The sequence below is a fragment of the Microbacterium proteolyticum genome (assembly GCF_030818075.1).
Lineage (GTDB): Bacteria > Actinomycetota > Actinomycetes > Actinomycetales > Microbacteriaceae > Microbacterium > Microbacterium proteolyticum_A.
In genome coordinates this window covers 2,934,826-2,950,892 of the sequence record NZ_JAUSZZ010000001.1, presented here as the reverse complement: position 1 = coordinate 2,950,892, position 16,067 = coordinate 2,934,826, and the positions used below count along the sequence as shown (strand labels likewise).

Here is a 16,067-nt window from a genome sequence, read left to right as displayed (position 1 = left end):
ATTCACCCCCGAAGGGAGACGAGGGTGGGCTACTACATCCTCCGAAGACTTCTGCAGGTCATACCCGTGTTCTTCGGTGCGACGCTGCTGATCTACTTCATGGTCTTCGCCATGCCGGGCGACCCGATCCTGGCGCTGTTCGGCGACCGCACCCCCAACCCGGCCCTGCTCGAGCAGATCCGCGACCAGTACCACCTGAACGATCCGTTCATCGTGCAGTACTTCTACTACATCACCGGCGTGCTCCAGGGCGACTTCGGCATCAGCTTCTCGGGCCAGCCGGTCAACGACATCCTGGTCCGCGCCATCCCGGTCACCCTGCGACTGGCAGTCATGGCGATCGCCATCGAACTCTCGCTGGCGATCATCATCGGAACCATCTCGGCACTGCGCAAGGGCGGTGTCTTCGACAACGTCTCGCTCGTCATCGCCCTCGTGTTCGTCGCCGTGCCGGTGTTCGTCCTCGCCTTCATCGCGCAGTACTTCCTGGCGATCCAGTTCGGCTGGTTCCGCGCCACCGTCGGCGGTCAGAACAACTGGGGCGACCTGTGGCTGCCCGCGCTCGTGCTCGGTTTCAGCTTGTACGCCACCAGCATGCGCCTGACGCGCGCCTCCGTCATCGACACGCTGAACCAGGACTGGGTGCGTACCGCCTACAGCAAGGGTCTTCCGCGCCGTCGCGTCATCCCGGTGCACGTTCTGCGCAACTCGCTCATCCCGGTCATCACCAATAGCGCGACCAACTTCGGCGTGCTCATGGTCGGCGCCACCGTGACCGAGGGCATCTTCAACATCCCCGGCGTGGGCGGAACGCTCTACCAGGCGACCATCCGTCAGGAGGGCCCGACCGTCGTATCGTTCGTGACGGTCTTCGTCGTCTTCTACGTGCTGATCAACCTCGTCGTCGATCTGCTCTACGGTCTGCTCGATCCGAGGATCCGCTATGCCAAGTAACCGCTTCCCCACTCCGCACTACGTCGCTCCCGTGCGCGACGCCGTGGTCACCGTCGACGCCGTCCGCGTCGACGACAAGCCGCGCAGCCTCTGGTCCGACGCGTGGCGCGACATGCGCCGCCGCCCGACGTTCTGGATCACCTCGGCGGTCGTGTTCGTCGTGGTCCTGATGGCCCTGTTCCCGACCCTGTTCACGCAGGTCGAGCCCTCGGGCGCGGGCTGCGCACTGTCGAACAGCAACGCCGGGCCGACCGCCGGTCACCCCCTCGGTTTCACACTGCAGGGCTGCGACATCTACGCCCGCATCGTCTGGGGCGCGCGGACGTCGCTGCTCGTCGGCTTCCTGGCGACCGCGATCGGCACGATCATCGGCACCATCATGGGTTCCATCGCCGGTTTCTACGGCGGATGGCTGGACTCGCTGCTGTCGCGCGTCGGTGACATCTTCTTCACCATCCCCTACGTGCTCGCGGCCATCGTCGTGATGAGCGTGTTCTCGCAGAACCGCACTCCGCTCGTGCTCGCGTTCGCGATCGGTGGTTTCGCGTGGGCGTCGACCGCCCGTGTGGTGCGTGCCGAGATCCTGCGCGTCCGGCAGGCGGACTACATCACCGCCAGTCGCTCGCTCGGGCTCTCGCGTTTCCGGACGCTCCTGTCGCACGCGCTGCCGAACGCCCTGGCGCCGGTCATCGTCGTGACCACGATCACCCTCGGCGCGGCCATCTCCGCGGAGGCGACGCTGTCGTTCCTGGGTCTGGGCCTGGGCAGCCAGGTCATGTCGTGGGGCCTCGACATCGGGCAGGCGCAGTCGTCGCTGCGCGTGGCGCCGATGGCGCTCATCTATCCCTCGATCGCCCTGACCGTCACGGTCCTGGCGTTCATCATCCTGGGCGAGCTGCTGCGCGACGCCCTCGACCCGAAGGCGAGGGCACGTCGATGAACACCACGACACCCCTGCTCAGCATCCGCGACCTCAAGGTCGCCTTCGATGCGGGCAAGACCTCGCGAGAGGTGCTGCACGGCGTCAGCCTCGACATCCACCCCGGTGAGACCCTCGCCATCGTGGGGGAGTCGGGGTCGGGCAAGTCGACGACCGCCTCGGCGATCATCAACCTCCTTCCCGGAACCGGTCACGTCACCGGCGGCTCGATCACCCTCGAGGGTCGCGAGCTCACCGACCTGTCGCTGACGCAGATGGAGGCCGTCCGCGGTCGTGAGGTCGGCTACGTCCCGCAGGACCCGATGTCGAACCTCAACCCCGTGTGGAGCATCGGGTTCCAGGTCAAGGAGGCCATCCGCGCCAACGGGATCGCCACCGGCCGCAAAGAGGTCGAGCAGCGCGCCATCGAGGTGCTGAAGCAGGCCGGTCTCGCCGACGCCGAGCGACGTCTGCACCAGTTCCCGCACCAGTTCTCCGGCGGTATGCGCCAGCGGGCGCTGATCGGCATCGGCCTGGCCGCCGATCCGAAGCTGCTGATCGCCGACGAGCCGACCTCGGCTCTCGACGTCACGGTGCAGCGCGTCATCCTCGACCACATGGCCTCCCTCACCCGGGAGCGCGGTACCTCGGTGCTGCTCATCACGCACGACCTGGGACTCGCCGCGGAGCGCGCCGACACCATCGTCGTGATGAACCAGGGCGAGATCGTCGAGTCGGGTCCGAGCCGCGAGATCCTCGAGAACCCGCAGCATCCGTACACGCAGCGCCTGGTCGCGGCGGCGCCGAGCATCGCCTCCAAGCGCATCCAGGCGCGCGTGGAGGATCGCGGCATCCTGCACGAAGCCGACATCTCCGCGCCGGCGACGGTCAAGGTGACCGACCTGGTCAAGGAGTACAAGATCCGTCAGGGCGGCTTCCGCAGCGAGCGGTTCCGCGCCGTCGACGGGGTGTCGTTCGAGATCCCGCGCGGCAAGACGCTGGCCCTCGTCGGCGAGTCGGGGTCGGGCAAGTCCACGATCGCCAAGATGCTGCTCAAGCTGGAGGACCCCACCGCGGGCACCATCGAGGTCGACGGCGTCGACACGGGGACGCTCAATGCGAAGGACACCTTCGCGCTGCGCCGTCGGATGCAGCCGGTCTTCCAAGACCCCTACGGATCGCTCGATCCGCTGCGCAGCATCGGCAGCCTGATCTCCGAGCCGTTGAGCATCCACAAAGTGGGCGATACCGCCTCGCGTCGTGCGCGTGTGAAGGAGCTGCTCGAGCAGGTCGCCCTTCCGCAGGAACTGGCGTCCCGCTATCCGAATGAGCTCTCGGGCGGCCAGCGTCAGCGCGTCGCGATCGCACGCGCGCTCGCGCTCAAGCCCGACATCCTCGTGCTCGATGAGGCCGTGTCGGCGCTCGACGTGCTGGTGCAGGCGCAGATCCTGCAGTTGCTCGCGGAGCTGCAAGGCGAGCTCGGTCTCACCTACCTGTTCATCACGCACGACCTCGCCGTGGTCCGCGTGGCCGCCGACCTGGTGTGCGTGATGGAGCGGGGCAAGCTCGTGGAGCAGGGCACGGTCGACGAGATCTTCGCCCAGCCCTCGCAGGAGTACACCCGTCGCCTGCTCGACGCCATTCCCGGTGCCTCCCTGTCGCTGGGGGGCGTGTGACGCGCGACGAGCGCTTCCGGGGCGCGGAACACCCACGGGTGTTCCGCGCCCCGTCTTCCGTCATCGGGCTCATCGTCGCGGTGGCGCTGGCCCTCGTTCTTCTGGGGGATGCCGCGCTGCGCGCCGGCGTGGGGGAGATGCTGTTGATCGCCCCCTGGCTGCTGTTGGCGGTGTGGGCCGTCTACGCCGTGCTGTTCGCGCCGCACGTGCGCATCGACGGCGAGGGTGTCCGCATCCACAATCCTCTTCGCGTGACCGCCATCGCGTGGGCGCGCGTGCGGGAGATCGACCTGCAGTGGCAGCTGCGCGTGCACACCGATGAGCCGCGGGTGTACCGGGCCTTCGGAGGGCCGGTCGCCGGACGCCCGGGTCGTCCGCCGCTCCGTCGCGACGCCGAGCGCGACAGGCGTGAACCGCCCGCGATCCGCGATCTCGTCGTCATCCAGGATGCCTGGGAGGCGGCGCGCGAGGTCGCCCCCGCGGACGGCGCGGTTCATCGTTTTTGGGACATTCCCTCGGTGGTTTCCCTGCTGGCGCTGATCCTGTGGGTTATTATCGCTTTGTTCATTTCGGGCGGTGTCCGCTGAGCGCAGTGCTGCGCTGAACGGCATCGCACAAGACAAAGCGCCATGTAAGGGCTTTGTTACGGTCGTGAAAAGTGTGTCCCCCCGGCGCATGACTCGCGAAGATGGCGACGTAGGGTCTCTGGAGATCCTTTAGCCAGGCGAAATATTCGGCGGGGGTCTCGACGGCGAGAGGACCAGCATGACGCAGAACACCGACCCCACGCGGACGAGCTCGCGCTCCTCATGACGCTGTATGTTCTGCGACGGTTCCTGAACTACGCCGTCCTGAGCCTGCTGGCCACGTGTCTCGCGTACGTGCTGGGCAGCGCGCTGCTGCGCCCCCAGGATCGCTTCTACGGCATGAACCCGCGCCCGCCGGAGGAGTCGATCATCGCCAGCCTCGACGCGCTGGGCGCCAACCCCGACGTGCCGATCATCGTGCGCCTGTGGAACTGGCTCGTGAACCTCTTCACGAGGTTCTCGCTCGGCACCACCATCGGCGGTCAGGACGTGATGTCCGAGATCGCCGTGCGCGCCGGGACAAGCCTGCGGCTGTTGCTGATCGGGTCGATCCTGGGCGCCATCCTCGGCGTGCTGATCGGCGTGCTCGGTGCTGTGCGGCAGTACCGTGCGAGCGACCAGATCACGACCTACTCGTCGTACCTCATCTTCGCGACACCCACCTTCGTCGTCGGCGTCCTGCTGATGATCGGGGCGACGTCGTTCAACAACGTCCTCGGGACGCAGGTCATCCGCTTCACCGGTGAGTACACCGCCGGAATCGACGGGTTCTGGCCGATGCTGGCCGACCGGGCCGTGCACCTGCTGCTGCCGACCATCGCGCTCGTCCTGGTCAGCGCCGCCTCCTTCTCGCGGTACCAGCGCAGCATGATGCTCGACGTGCTCGGTGCCGACTACATCCGCACCGCGCGCGCGAAGGGCCTGCCGCGCACGAAGGCGTTGTTCCGTCACGGCGTCCGCATCGCCCTCATTCCGATGTCGACATTCTTCGCCTACAGCTTCGGCACGCTGATCGCCGGGTCCGCGATGCTCGAGATCGTCTTCTCGTGGCGCGGCATGGGGCAATTCCAATTGCAGGCGGTGACGCAGCAGGACATCAACGCGGTGGCGGGGTCGACATTGTTCGTCGCCATCCTCGTCCTCATTTCTTCGACGCTGTCGGAGATCCTCTACGCCACCCTCGACCCGAGGGTCCGGAGCTGACATGACAATGCAAGAAGAGGCTCTCGACGGCACGCTCGTCGCGACCAGCCCCGTCACCCGCGAACGCAAGCCGCTGTCGCGCGGAGCACTCGTCCGCGCGCGCCTCAAGAAGATGCCGCGCTTCTGGGTGGGCGCCGGCATCCTGGTCTTCATCGTGCTGTGGGCGTTCATCGGTCCGCTGCTCTATCCCTACGACGCCACGCAGCGAGACTTCCTCAACGTCGGCCTCGGGCCGACGCAGCTGCACTGGTTCGGCACCAACGGCATTGGGCAGGACATCTACGCCCAGACCCTTGTCGGCCTGCAGAAGTCCCTCATCATCGGTGCCCTCGCCGGTGTCGGAGCCACCCTCATCGCGGCCGCCGTCGGGTCTCTCGCCGGTTATGTCGGCGGCAAGGTCGACGCCGTCATCGGGTGGGTCATCCACCTGCTGCTCGTCATCCCCTCGTTCTTCATCCTCGTGCTGCTGAGCCCGCTGACGCGCGGCCTGTCGTGGCTCGCGTTGACGTTCTTCCTGGCGGTGTTCAGCTGGATGATCCTGGCGCAGGTCGTGCGCAATCAGACGCGCTCCCTCCGCAACCGCGACTTCGTGCGCGCCGCGCGGTACATGGGGATGCCGACCCGCAAGATCCTGGCGAAGCACATCATCCCGAACATCGCGTCGCTGCTGATCATCGACGCGACCCTCGGCATCGTCGCAGCGATCATGGCCGAGACCTCACTCAGCTACTTCGGCTTCGGCGTGCAGGCGCCCGATGTGTCGCTGGGCACGCTGCTCTCGGCGGGCACGTCGGCCGCCGTCACCCGCCCGTGGCTGTTCGTGTACCCCGCCGGGGTGCTGATCGTGCTGCTCCTGGCCATCAGCCTCATCGGCGACGCCCTGCGCGACGCCATCGACCCCACCTCGGGAGCGAACCGTGACTGACACCCGATCCGCCACTCTGCTGTCGACGACCGGACGCACTCCGCTGCTCTCGGTGCGCGACCTCAGCGTCACCTTCCCGCAGCGCGAGGGCGGCGAGGTGCGCGCGGTGCGCGGCATCTCGTACGACGTGCACGAGGGGGAGTTCCTCGGCATCGTGGGCGAGTCCGGCTCGGGCAAGAGCGTGTCGTCTCTCGCCGTGATGGGTCTGCTGCCCTCGAACGCCCGCGTCGAGGGCGACATCCTTTACGACGGCCGGTCGCTGCTGTCGATGAACGACGCGCAGCTGTCGAAGATCCGCGGCGCGGAACTGGCCATGGTCTTCCAAGACCCCCTGTCGGCGCTGACCCCGGTCTACACCGTCGGCGATCAGATCTCCGAGGGGCTGCGCCTCCACGACCGCGCCCTGAGTGCGCAGGCCGCGCACGCGCGCAGCGTCGAGCTGCTCAAGCTCGTCGGGATCCCGGATGCCGAGCGGCGGGCGCGTGCGTATCCGCACGAGTTCTCGGGTGGGATGCGCCAGCGGGCCATGATCGCGATGGCGATCGCCAACGATCCGCGCGTGATCATCGCCGACGAGCCCACGACCGCCCTCGACGTGACGATCCAGGCGCAGATCCTCGAGGTGCTGCAGAAGGCGCGCGAGGTGACGGGAGCGGCCGTCGTGCTCATCACGCACGACCTCGGCGTCGTCGCCGGTCACGCCGACCGCGTCGGAGTCATGTACGCCGGCACGCTCGTCGAGCGGGGCTCGGTCGACGAGATCTTCCACGACCCCCACATGCCCTACACCGTGGGACTGCTGCGCTCGGTGCCGAACATGCGCACCGCGGGCTCGCACCGCCTCGTCCCTCTCGAGGGTCGGCCGCCGTCCCTGGCCGCCCTGCCGACGGGCTGCCCGTTCGCCGCGCGGTGCCCCATCGCGATCGACGCGTGCCGCGAGGTCGAGCCGGAGCTCGTGGCCCACGGGGTAATGGCCGACCACGTCGCCGCCTGCATCCGCGCCGACGAGATCGCCTCCGGGGCTCTCGCCCGGCCCGAGATCTTCCCCCGACCCGAGGCGCTCGGCGAGGTGCCGCCGCCGCGGCCCGACGTGACGCCCGCGGTCGAGGTCGCCGACCTCACCAAGCACTTCCCGCTCATGAAGGGCGCCGTCTTCCCGCGCCGGATCGGCACCGTCCGCGCTGTCGACGGCATCTCGTTCTCCATCCAGCCCGGGCGCACCATGGGCTTGGTGGGGGAGTCCGGCTGCGGCAAGACCACGACGATCCTCGAGATCATGGAGATGATCGCCCCTCAAGGCGGCTCGATCCGCATCAACGGCACCGACGTCGCGAGCGTCAGCCGGAAAGAGAAGGCCGCACTGCGGCGCGGCATCCAGATCGTGTTCCAAGACCCGATGGGCGCGATCGACCCGCGCCTTCCGGTGGGCGAGGTCATCACCGAGCCGCTTCTGGTGCAGGGGGTCCCGCGGGCCGAGCGCGACGCCAAGATGACGGAGCTGCTGGAACTCGTCGGCCTCGACCCGGCGATGTCCGACCGCTACCCGCACGAGTTCTCGGGCGGTCAGCGCCAGCGCATCGGCATCGCCCGAGCGCTGGCCACCGACCCCGCCGTCGTCATCCTCGACGAGCCGGTCTCGGCCCTCGACGTGTCCATCCAGGCCGGTGTCATCAACCTGCTCGAAGACCTCAAGGAACGTCTCGGGCTGTCGTTCCTCTTCGTCGCGCACGACCTCGCCGTCGTACGCCAGATCGCCGACGACGTCTCGGTCATGTACCTCGGACGCATCGTCGAGCAGGGGCCGGTCGACGCGGTGTTCGACGACCCCCGGCATCCGTACACCAAGGCGCTCATCTCGGCCGCGCCCATCCCCGACCCGCGCATCGAGCGGGGGCGCACCCGCATCCTGCTCGACGGCGACCTGCCGAGCCCCACGCAGGAGATCTCGGGATGCCGTTTCCGCACGCGGTGCCCGCTGTACCGCCTGCTGCCCGACGCCGACCGGCGCCGGTGCGACTCCGACGACCCGGGACTGCGCCCACAGGCGCACTCGCGGGTGGCGTGCCACTACGCCGAACGGTCCGACCTCGTCTTCGAGACGGCGACGGCCACATCCCCCCGAACGTCCCCGACCGACGGCACCACGTCGCCGGGGGCCCTCACCGATCACCAACGAGAGGAATGATCACATGATCCGCAAAGCGAAAGGCCTCAGCGCGCTCGCGCTGCTGGGTGCCGCCGCCCTGGCGATCGCCGGGTGCGCACCGGGCAACACCGCAGCTCCCTCGGCCAATCCCGAAGACCAGAACTCGCTGCCCTCGACCGCGTGGCAGCGCGCCGACGCAGCCGACGTGCAGGACGGTGGCAGCCTGGTGCTCGCCGTCGACTCCCTCCCGGTCAACTGGAACAACTTCCACATCGACGGCAACGAGGCCAACACCAACGACATCGTCGCGGCGATGCAGGGTGGGCCCATCAAGATCGACGAGTCGGGCAAGCCCGTCGTCGACGAGAACTACGCCTCCTCGGTCGAGCTGACCAACGAGAGCCCCCAGACCGTCGAGATCACACTGAACCCGGATGCCAAGTGGGAGGACGGCACGCCCATCACGGTGGCCGACTACCAGGCGACCTGGAAGGCAAACAACGGCACCAACCCCGACTACGTCGTCATCTCGACCACGGGCTGGGACCAGATCGCCTCCGTGGAGCAGGGTGAGAACGAGTTCGACGTCATCATGACCTTCTCGTCGGTGTACGCCGACTGGCAGGGCCTGCTCAGCCAGGTGCTGCCCGCCAGCGTGGGCAACGACCCGACGACCTTCAACACGGCATATCTGACGACGGCACTGCCCTCGTCCGGGCCGTTCAAGCTCGCCTCGCTCGACAGCACCGCGGGCATCGCCACGCTCGATCGCAACCCGAACTGGTGGGGTGCGACCCCCAAGCTCGAGACCGTCGTCTTCCGCGCGGTGAGCCAGGACCAGCAGGGCACGTCGTTCAGCAACGGCGAGATCGACGCTCTGAACATCTCGGCCAACGCCGATCTGTACCAGACGGCGCAGAACGTCGCGGGCGCGCAGATCCAGGCGTCCAACGGTCTGACCTGGACGCACATCACCATGCGCGCCTCGGACGGCCCGCTCGCCGACGTCAACGTGCGCAAGGCCGTGGCATCCCTCGTCAACCGCGAGCAGATCGCCAACACGGCGAACTCGCCCGTGGGCGTGCCCGCCATCACGCAGGGTAGCTACGTCTTCATGCCCGGTCAGGACGGCTACACCGACGAGGCGCTGCCCTACGACGTCGACGCGGGGGCGCAGTACCTCGAGGACGCCGGCTACACCAAGGACGGCGACTCCTGGGTGAAGGACGGAACGCCGCTGACGCTGACCGTGACCGTCCCCGCCGACACCGCGACGAACGTCCAGCGTGCGGAGCAGATCCAGGCCGACCTCGGCGAGGCGGGCATTCCCGTCGAGCTGACCGCCGTTCCCGTGGGCGGATACTTCAGCGAGTACGTCATCCCCGGCGACTTCGAGATGGTGACCTTCTCGTGGCGCGGCACGCCCTACCCGATCTCGTCGAGCGAGTCGCTGTTCTCGCCCGTCGACTCGGCGCAGAACTACACCGGCATCACCGACGACCGCCTCGCCGGTCTCTGGGAGGAGGCCAACACCGAGCTCGACCCCGCTGCGCGTCTTGAGACCGCGGAGGAGATCGACAAGGTGCTGTGGGAGTACGTGCCGATCATCCCGATCGCACCCCTGCCCGAGGTCTACGCCGTGTCCGAGGGTCTGGTGAACTGGGGCGCGCGTCAGTTCGAGACCATCGACTGGACGATCGTGGGCTTCGCGAACGCGTAAGCCCGCTCTGACGGAGGGGCGGGATCCCGCGGGATCCCGCCCCTTTCGCGTGCCCGGGCCGTTCCTGAGCGTCCCCTGCCGGGAGTGTCGCAGCCGCCCGGTAGACTGTGACGGCCCGATTCCGGGCGCCACCCCGAATTTTCCTGGAGACCCTCCATGGCGCACGCCCTTCGTCCTGACCTCCGCAACGTCGCGATCGTCGCGCACGTCGACCACGGCAAGACGACCCTCGTCGACGCCATGCTCCGCCAGACCGGCTCGTTCGGCGACCACGCGCACGTCGAAGAGCGCGCGATGGACTCCAACGACCTCGAGCGCGAGAAGGGCATCACGATCCTCGCCAAGAACACGGCGATCGAGTACAACGGTGCCCACACCGACGTGCCCGTCACGATCAACGTGATCGACACCCCCGGCCACGCCGACTTCGGTGGCGAGGTCGAGCGCGGTCTGTCGATGGTCGACGGCGTCGTGCTGCTGGTCGACGCGTCCGAGGGCCCGCTGCCCCAGACCCGCTTCGTGCTGCGCAAGGCCCTCGAGGCCAAGCTCCCCGTCATCCTGCTGGTCAACAAGACCGACCGCCCCGATGCGCGCATCGCCGAGGTCGAAGAAGAGGCGCACGACCTGCTCCTGGGCCTGGCATCCGACCTCGTCGACGACGTGCCCGACCTCGACGTCGACGCCCTGCTCGATGTGCCGGTCGTCTACGCCTCGGGCCGTGCGGGGGCGGCATCCCTTAACCGTCCCGCCAATGGCGCGCTGCCCGACAACGATGACCTCGAGCCGCTGTTCGGTGCGATCCTCGAGCACGTCCCCGCCCCCGCGTACGACGACGAGGCGCCGCTGCAGGCGTGGGTGACCAACCTCGACTCCTCGCCGTTCCTCGGCCGCCTCGCGCTGCTGCGCGTGTTCAACGGCACGCTGAAGAAGGGCCAGACCGTGGCCTGGGTGCGCTCCGACGGCACCACCAGCAACGCGCGTGTCACCGAGCTGCTGAAGACGCGGGCCCTCGAGCGCTTCCCCGCCGAAGACGCCGGCCCCGGCGACATCGTCGCGATCGCCGGTTTCCCCGACATCACGATCGGCGAGACCATCGCCGACCCCGAAGACGTGCGGCCCCTCCCGGCCATCACGGTCGACGACCCCGCCATCTCGATGACGATCGGCACGAACACCTCGCCCCTCATGGGCAAGGTCAAGGGCCACAAGCTCACCGCCCGCATGGTGAAGGACCGCCTCGACCGCGAGCTCATCGGTAACGTCTCGCTGAAGGTCGTCGACATCGGACGCCCGGATGCCTGGGAGGTCCAGGGCCGCGGCGAGCTCGCGCTCGCGATCCTCGTCGAGAACATGCGCCGCGAGGGCTTCGAGCTCACCGTCGGCAAGCCCCAGGTGGTCACCAAGCGCGGCGACGACGGCAAGCTCAAGGAGCCCTTCGAGCACCTGACGATCGACGCACCCGAGGAGCACCTCGGCGCGATCACGCAGCTCATGGCCGCTCGCAAGGGCCGCATGGACAACATGACCAACCACGGCACCGGCTGGGTGCGCATGGAGTTCGTCGTGCCCTCGCGCGGTCTCATCGGTTTCCGCAGCGAGTTCCTCACGATCACGCGCGGCACCGGCATCGCGAACGCGATCTCGCACGGCTACGACGACTGGGCCGGCTCCATCACGACCCGTCAGAACGGCTCGATCGTCGCCGACCGCATGGGCGTCGTCACCCCGTTCGCCATGATCGCCCTGCAGGAGCGCATGAGCTTCTTCGTCCAGCCCACCGAAGAGGTCTACGAGGGCATGGTCATCGGCGAGAACTCGCGCGCCGACGACATGGACGTCAACATCACCAAGGAGAAGAAGCTGACGAACATGCGTTCGTCGACCTCCGACTCCTTCGAGTCGATGACGCCCCCGCGCGTGCTCACGCTGGAGGAGTCGCTCGAGTTCGCCCGCGACGACGAATGCGTCGAGGTCACGCCCGAGAAGGTGCGCATCCGCAAGGTCGTGCTCGACGCGACCGAGCGCGGCCGTGCCGCCTCGCGCCTGAAGCGTCAGGATGCCAACGCGTAAGCGTTTCCGCCTGTCACGGCCCCGCTGAGCTCACGCTCGGCGGGGCCGTTCCGCGTGGAGTCCGGTGGCCAGGGCGCCGCCCGGCCCGTTCGTCGCGGCCGGCCGCAGACGCTTCTCCTGCATCGTGTCAGCGCTCGTCGCGACAGCCCGGCGCCCGCGGCGGAGCCGGCGGTCGTGGGGCTCAGTGCGACTCGACCACGCATACGGCGCTCATGCCGGGGGTGAGGGCCTCGAAGACGTGCGGCGCGTCGCCGGGATACGAGAGGTAATCGCCGGGGGAGAGCTCGTACGGGTCGTCGGCCGGCCCGACCCGGCCACGACCGGTCACCATCACCAGGTGTTCGACCGTGCCCCGGGGGTGAGGGTCGGACTGGCGCGGCGACCCGGGCTCGGCGGACAGCAGGTAGATGTCCCGGCGCGCGTGCGGCGGGCTCGCGGACAGCAGCACGGCGAGATAGGCGGATGCCGATGACGGCACCGCCGTGGCGGCCTCGCCCGCGCGGATCAGGGTGGGGGAGCGGACCCCCTCGTCGACGAGCACCGCGAACGGGATGTCGAGGGCGGATGCCAGGGCCCACAGTGTCTCGACGGAAGGGTTCCCCCCGCCGTTCTCGAGCTGCGAGACCGTCGCTTTGGCGACACCGGCCCGTCGCGCCAACTCGGAGACGCTGAGGTCGCGTCGCTCGCGCTCGCGTCGAAGGGTCGTCGCGATGCGGTCGCCGAGATCCGTCATGCGTTCATTATGCTCACCGTTCGTTCGACTTGACGAACAGACGTGAACCGTTCACGATGATGTCCATGCGTTCGTTCTACCGAACACCCGAGGGTGTCGCGACACGGCAGGGTCTCGCGGTCGCGCTCGCGACGAGCGCCTACGGCATCTCGTTCGGTGCGCTGTCGGTGGCGTCCGGTCTCGACGTCTGGCAGACCTGCGTCTTGAGCCTGCTCATGTTCACCGGCGGCTCGCAGTTCGCCTTCGTCGGAGTCATCGCCGCGGGCGGTCTTGCGGCGGCTCCGGCCGCGATCGCGTCGTCGGCCTTGCTGGGGGTGCGCAACGCCGCGTACGCGATGCGGATGGCGCCCGTCGTCGCGGGCGGCTTCTGGCGCAAGGCCGCGGCCACGCAATTCACCATCGACGAGTCCGTCGCCGTCGGCCTGTCCCAGGACACCCCGCGCGCGCGGCAGGCCGGGTTCTGGGTCACCGGAGTGGCGATCTGGGTCGGGTGGAATCTGTCGACGCTTGTCGGTGCGTTGCTGGGCGACGTGCTGGGTGATCCTCGTGCCTACGGCCTCGACGCCGCGGCGGCGGCCGCGTTCCTCGCTCTGTTGTGGCCGCGGCTGCGCGGGCGCCAGCCGGTCGCGGTCGCCGTCGGTGCGGCGGTCGTCGCGGCGGTGCTCACTCCGCTGCTGATGCCCGGCATCCCGGTCATCGCTGCGGCGGTCGTCGCGGTCGCCGTGGGGCTGTTCGACCCGCGGCGACCGACACCCGCGCCGTCCGGCACACCGGAAGAGAAGGGGATGCCGTGACCCTCTGGACCGCCGTGCTGCTGGCATCCGTCGTTTGCGTCGCCTTGAAAGCGGTGGGGTACGTGCTCCCGGCGCGGTGGCTCGAGGCGCCACGCCCCGCGCGGATCGCCGACCTGTTGACGGTGGCGCTGCTCGCGGCGCTGGTCGTGGTGCAGACGCTGGCGAATGGCCCCGCCATCGTGGTCGATGCGCGGCTGCCGGCGGTCGCGGTGGCGGCGCTGCTGCTGCGGGCCCGTGCGCCGTTCCTCGTGGTGGTCGCCGCCGCCGCGCTCACGGCCGCGTTCCTGCGGCTGTGGGGCTGGGCTGCCTGAGCGTCGTCCCGCTCACAGGTCTGCCATCGCTACGCCCTTTTAGACTGACGCGGTGACTTCCACGATCGTTCGCATCGCCGGGTGGGCCGTTGCGCTCGTGATCGGAGCGTTCTACGGCACCGCCGGGACGGTCGGCCAGGCGTTCCTGCTGGGCCCGATCCCGGTGGGTCTGGTCGTCGCCACGATCGGAAGCGCCGCGCTGCTGATCGCCCTGCGCACCCTCACAGGCGATCGGACGAACGCCCTCGCCGGGGGCCTGGGGATCACGCTGGCTACGTTCATGTTCTCCCAGGTCGGACCGGGCGGGTCGGCGATCGTCGCCGCGCCCACGGCGGGAACGGAATGGGTGCCGTTGGTGTGGACGGTGGTGGGGCCGGCGCTGATGGTGCTCGTCGCGCTGTGGCCCGACTTCTCCACCCCGCGCCGCGCCTCGCGTCCCGCCGGATCGTAACCGCCCAGCCGTGCGGCAGGGCCGGGTGCCCCGGCGCGATTAGACTGAGCGGGTGACTTACGTGATCGCCCTCCCGTGTGTCGATGTGAAGGACCGCGCCTGCATCGACGAGTGCCCCGTCGACTGCATCTACGAGGGCGAACGCTCGCTCTACATCCACCCCGACGAATGCGTCGACTGCGGTGCGTGCGAACCGGTCTGCCCCGTCGAGGCGATCTACTACGAAGACGACCTGCCCGAGGAGTGGTCCGACTACTACAAGGCGAACGTCGAGTTCTTCGACGACATCGGCTCTCCCGGTGGCGCCGCCAAGGTCGGCGTGATCGCCAAGGATCACCCGGTCATCGCAGAGCTTCCCCCGCAGAGCCACTGACCCGTGGGCGTCGCCGACCTCGCCGACTACCCCTGGGATGCCGTCGCCCCCTACGCGGAGCGTGCTCGGCGTCATCCTGACGGCATCGTCGACCTGTCCATCGGCTCACCCGTGGACCCGACGCCCGACGTGGTCGCGCGGGCTCTCGCCGACGCAACCGACGCGCACGCCTATCCCCAGACCGCGGGAACCCCGGCGCTGCGCGAGGCGATCGCCGACTGGTACGCCCGCCGGCGGGGTGTTCCGGGTCTGACGGCGGCGCACGTGCTGCCCACCGTCGGGTCGAAGGAGCTCGTCGCGCTTCTGCCGCTGCTGCTCGGTCTCGGACCCGGCGACGTCGTCGTTCACCCGCGCGCCGCGTACCCCACCTACGAGGTCGGTGCCCGTCTCGTGGGCGCCGAGCCGGTGGCATCCGACGATCCGGCCGACTGGCCCGCGAACACGAAGCTCGTGTGGGTCAACTCGCCCGGCAACCCCGACGGTCGTGTGCTGTCGGTGGCGGGGCTGACGGATGCCGTCACCCGGGCGCGAGAGCTCGGAGCCGTCCTCGCCTCCGACGAGTGCTACGCCGAACTCGGATGGGACGCCCCCTGGGACCGCGAACGGGTGCCCAGCGTGCTCGACCCCGCGGTCGTCGGTGACGACCTGTCGGGCGTGCTGTCGGTGTACTCGCTCAGCAAGCAGTCGAACCTCGCCGGCTATCGAGCGGCATTCCTCGCCGGCGACGAGGCGCTCGTCGCGCGTCTGCTCACCGGGCGCAAGCACCTCGGTCTGATGCCGCCGGCACCCGTGCAGCGGGCCATGACCGTCGCGCTCGGCGACGACCGGCACGTCGCGGAGCAGCGGGAACGCTACGCCCGTCGGCGGGCTGTGCTGAAGCCCGCGGTCGAAGCGGCGGGTTTCACGGTCGACCGCAGCGAAGGCGGCCTGTACCTCTGGGCCACGGAGGGCCGCGACGCGTGGGAGAGCGTCGGACGCCTCGCCGATCTCGGCATCCTGGTCGGTCCGGGCCACTTCTACGGCACGCATTTCCCGAACCACGTGCGGTTCTCGCTGACGGCGACCGACGAGCGGATCGCCGCCGCGGCGGCGCGTCTCGCTCGCTGAGCACCCCTGTCGTCGACGTGCGGCCCCGAACTCGACGTGCGGTCGCGCGCTCTCATCGAGGGCGGTGATCAGGAGGATCCCTCCATTCGATGGGGGCC

Annotated in this window: 15 protein-coding genes; 14 read left to right on the top strand and 1 reads right to left on the bottom strand. The window is 69.0% G+C overall.

What is annotated here, in order from left to right:
* Nucleotides 1-24 precede the first annotated feature (24 nt).
* The 9 genes from QE392_RS13700 to typA all read left to right on the top strand — a co-directional run bounded on the left by QE392_RS13700 (nucleotide 25) and on the right by typA (nucleotide 12,200).
* Entirely contained in the window at nucleotides 25-954 is a 930-nt protein-coding gene (locus QE392_RS13700) for an ABC transporter permease (RefSeq protein ID WP_307452665.1), read from the top strand.
* A complete protein-coding gene (locus QE392_RS13695) occupies nucleotides 944-1,894 on the top strand; it encodes an ABC transporter permease (RefSeq protein ID WP_307452663.1) in 951 nt (316 codons plus the stop codon). Before QE392_RS13700 ends, QE392_RS13695 begins: the two co-directional genes overlap by 11 nt.
* Nucleotides 1,891-3,549, top strand: a complete 1,659-nt coding sequence (locus QE392_RS13690) for a dipeptide ABC transporter ATP-binding protein (protein ID WP_307452660.1) — start codon at nucleotides 1,891-1,893, stop codon at nucleotides 3,547-3,549. The genes QE392_RS13695 and QE392_RS13690 overlap by 4 nt, the downstream gene beginning before the upstream one ends.
* A gap of 38 nt (nucleotides 3,550-3,587) precedes the next feature.
* Entirely contained in the window at nucleotides 3,588-4,136 is a 549-nt protein-coding gene (locus QE392_RS13685; protein WP_307452658.1) for a PH domain-containing protein, read from the top strand.
* A gap of 222 nt (nucleotides 4,137-4,358) precedes the next feature.
* On the top strand, nucleotides 4,359-5,339 hold the full coding sequence (locus QE392_RS13680) for an ABC transporter permease (protein ID WP_307452656.1): 981 nt from the start codon (nucleotides 4,359-4,361) through the stop codon (nucleotides 5,337-5,339).
* A gap of 1 nt (nucleotide 5,340) precedes the next feature.
* On the top strand, nucleotides 5,341-6,264 hold the full coding sequence (locus QE392_RS13675) for an ABC transporter permease (RefSeq protein ID WP_307452654.1): 924 nt from the start codon (nucleotides 5,341-5,343) through the stop codon (nucleotides 6,262-6,264).
* Nucleotides 6,257-8,449, top strand: a complete 2,193-nt coding sequence (locus tag QE392_RS13670) for an ABC transporter ATP-binding protein (RefSeq protein ID WP_307452651.1) — start codon at nucleotides 6,257-6,259, stop codon at nucleotides 8,447-8,449. The genes QE392_RS13675 and QE392_RS13670 overlap by 8 nt, the downstream gene beginning before the upstream one ends.
* Nucleotides 8,450-8,453: 4 nt before the next feature.
* Nucleotides 8,454-10,130 carry an ABC transporter family substrate-binding protein gene (locus tag QE392_RS13665; protein WP_307452648.1) on the top strand — a complete coding sequence of 559 codons (1,677 nt, stop codon included), beginning with the start codon at nucleotides 8,454-8,456 and terminating at the stop codon, nucleotides 10,128-10,130.
* A gap of 156 nt (nucleotides 10,131-10,286) precedes the next feature.
* The gene (gene typA, locus QE392_RS13660; protein WP_307452646.1) at nucleotides 10,287-12,200 is read left to right on the top strand and encodes a translational GTPase TypA; all 1,914 of its coding nucleotides are present in this window, start codon (nucleotides 10,287-10,289) and stop codon (nucleotides 12,198-12,200) included.
* 181 nt (nucleotides 12,201-12,381) lie between these two features.
* On the opposite strand, the gene QE392_RS13655 is transcribed toward typA, so the two are convergent.
* On the bottom strand, nucleotides 12,382-12,933 hold the full coding sequence (locus QE392_RS13655) for a helix-turn-helix domain-containing protein (protein ID WP_307452644.1): 552 nt from the start codon (nucleotides 12,931-12,933) through the stop codon (nucleotides 12,382-12,384).
* Nucleotides 12,934-12,998: 65 nt separating this feature from the next.
* Here QE392_RS13655 and QE392_RS13650 point away from each other — a divergent pair, with 65 nt between their 5' ends.
* Genes QE392_RS13650 through dapC form a run of 5 tightly spaced genes read left to right on the top strand, consistent with a single transcriptional unit; the run spans nucleotide 12,999 to nucleotide 15,969 of the window.
* Nucleotides 12,999-13,727, top strand: a complete 729-nt coding sequence (locus QE392_RS13650) for an AzlC family ABC transporter permease (protein ID WP_307452642.1) — start codon at nucleotides 12,999-13,001, stop codon at nucleotides 13,725-13,727.
* Nucleotides 13,724-14,038 carry an AzlD domain-containing protein gene (locus tag QE392_RS13645; protein ID WP_307452640.1) on the top strand — a complete coding sequence of 105 codons (315 nt, stop codon included), beginning with the start codon at nucleotides 13,724-13,726 and terminating at the stop codon, nucleotides 14,036-14,038. The genes QE392_RS13650 and QE392_RS13645 overlap by 4 nt, the downstream gene beginning before the upstream one ends.
* A 52-nt stretch (nucleotides 14,039-14,090) precedes the next feature.
* Nucleotides 14,091-14,489 carry a DUF6113 family protein gene (locus QE392_RS13640; RefSeq protein WP_307452637.1) on the top strand — a complete coding sequence of 133 codons (399 nt, stop codon included), beginning with the start codon at nucleotides 14,091-14,093 and terminating at the stop codon, nucleotides 14,487-14,489.
* Between the two features lie 52 nt (nucleotides 14,490-14,541).
* Nucleotides 14,542-14,862 carry a ferredoxin gene (gene fdxA, locus QE392_RS13635; protein ID WP_307452635.1) on the top strand — a complete coding sequence of 107 codons (321 nt, stop codon included), beginning with the start codon at nucleotides 14,542-14,544 and terminating at the stop codon, nucleotides 14,860-14,862.
* A 3-nt stretch (nucleotides 14,863-14,865) separates the two neighbouring features.
* Entirely contained in the window at nucleotides 14,866-15,969 is a 1,104-nt protein-coding gene (dapC, locus tag QE392_RS13630) for a succinyldiaminopimelate transaminase (protein WP_307452633.1), read from the top strand.
* Nucleotides 15,970-16,067 lie beyond the last annotated feature (98 nt).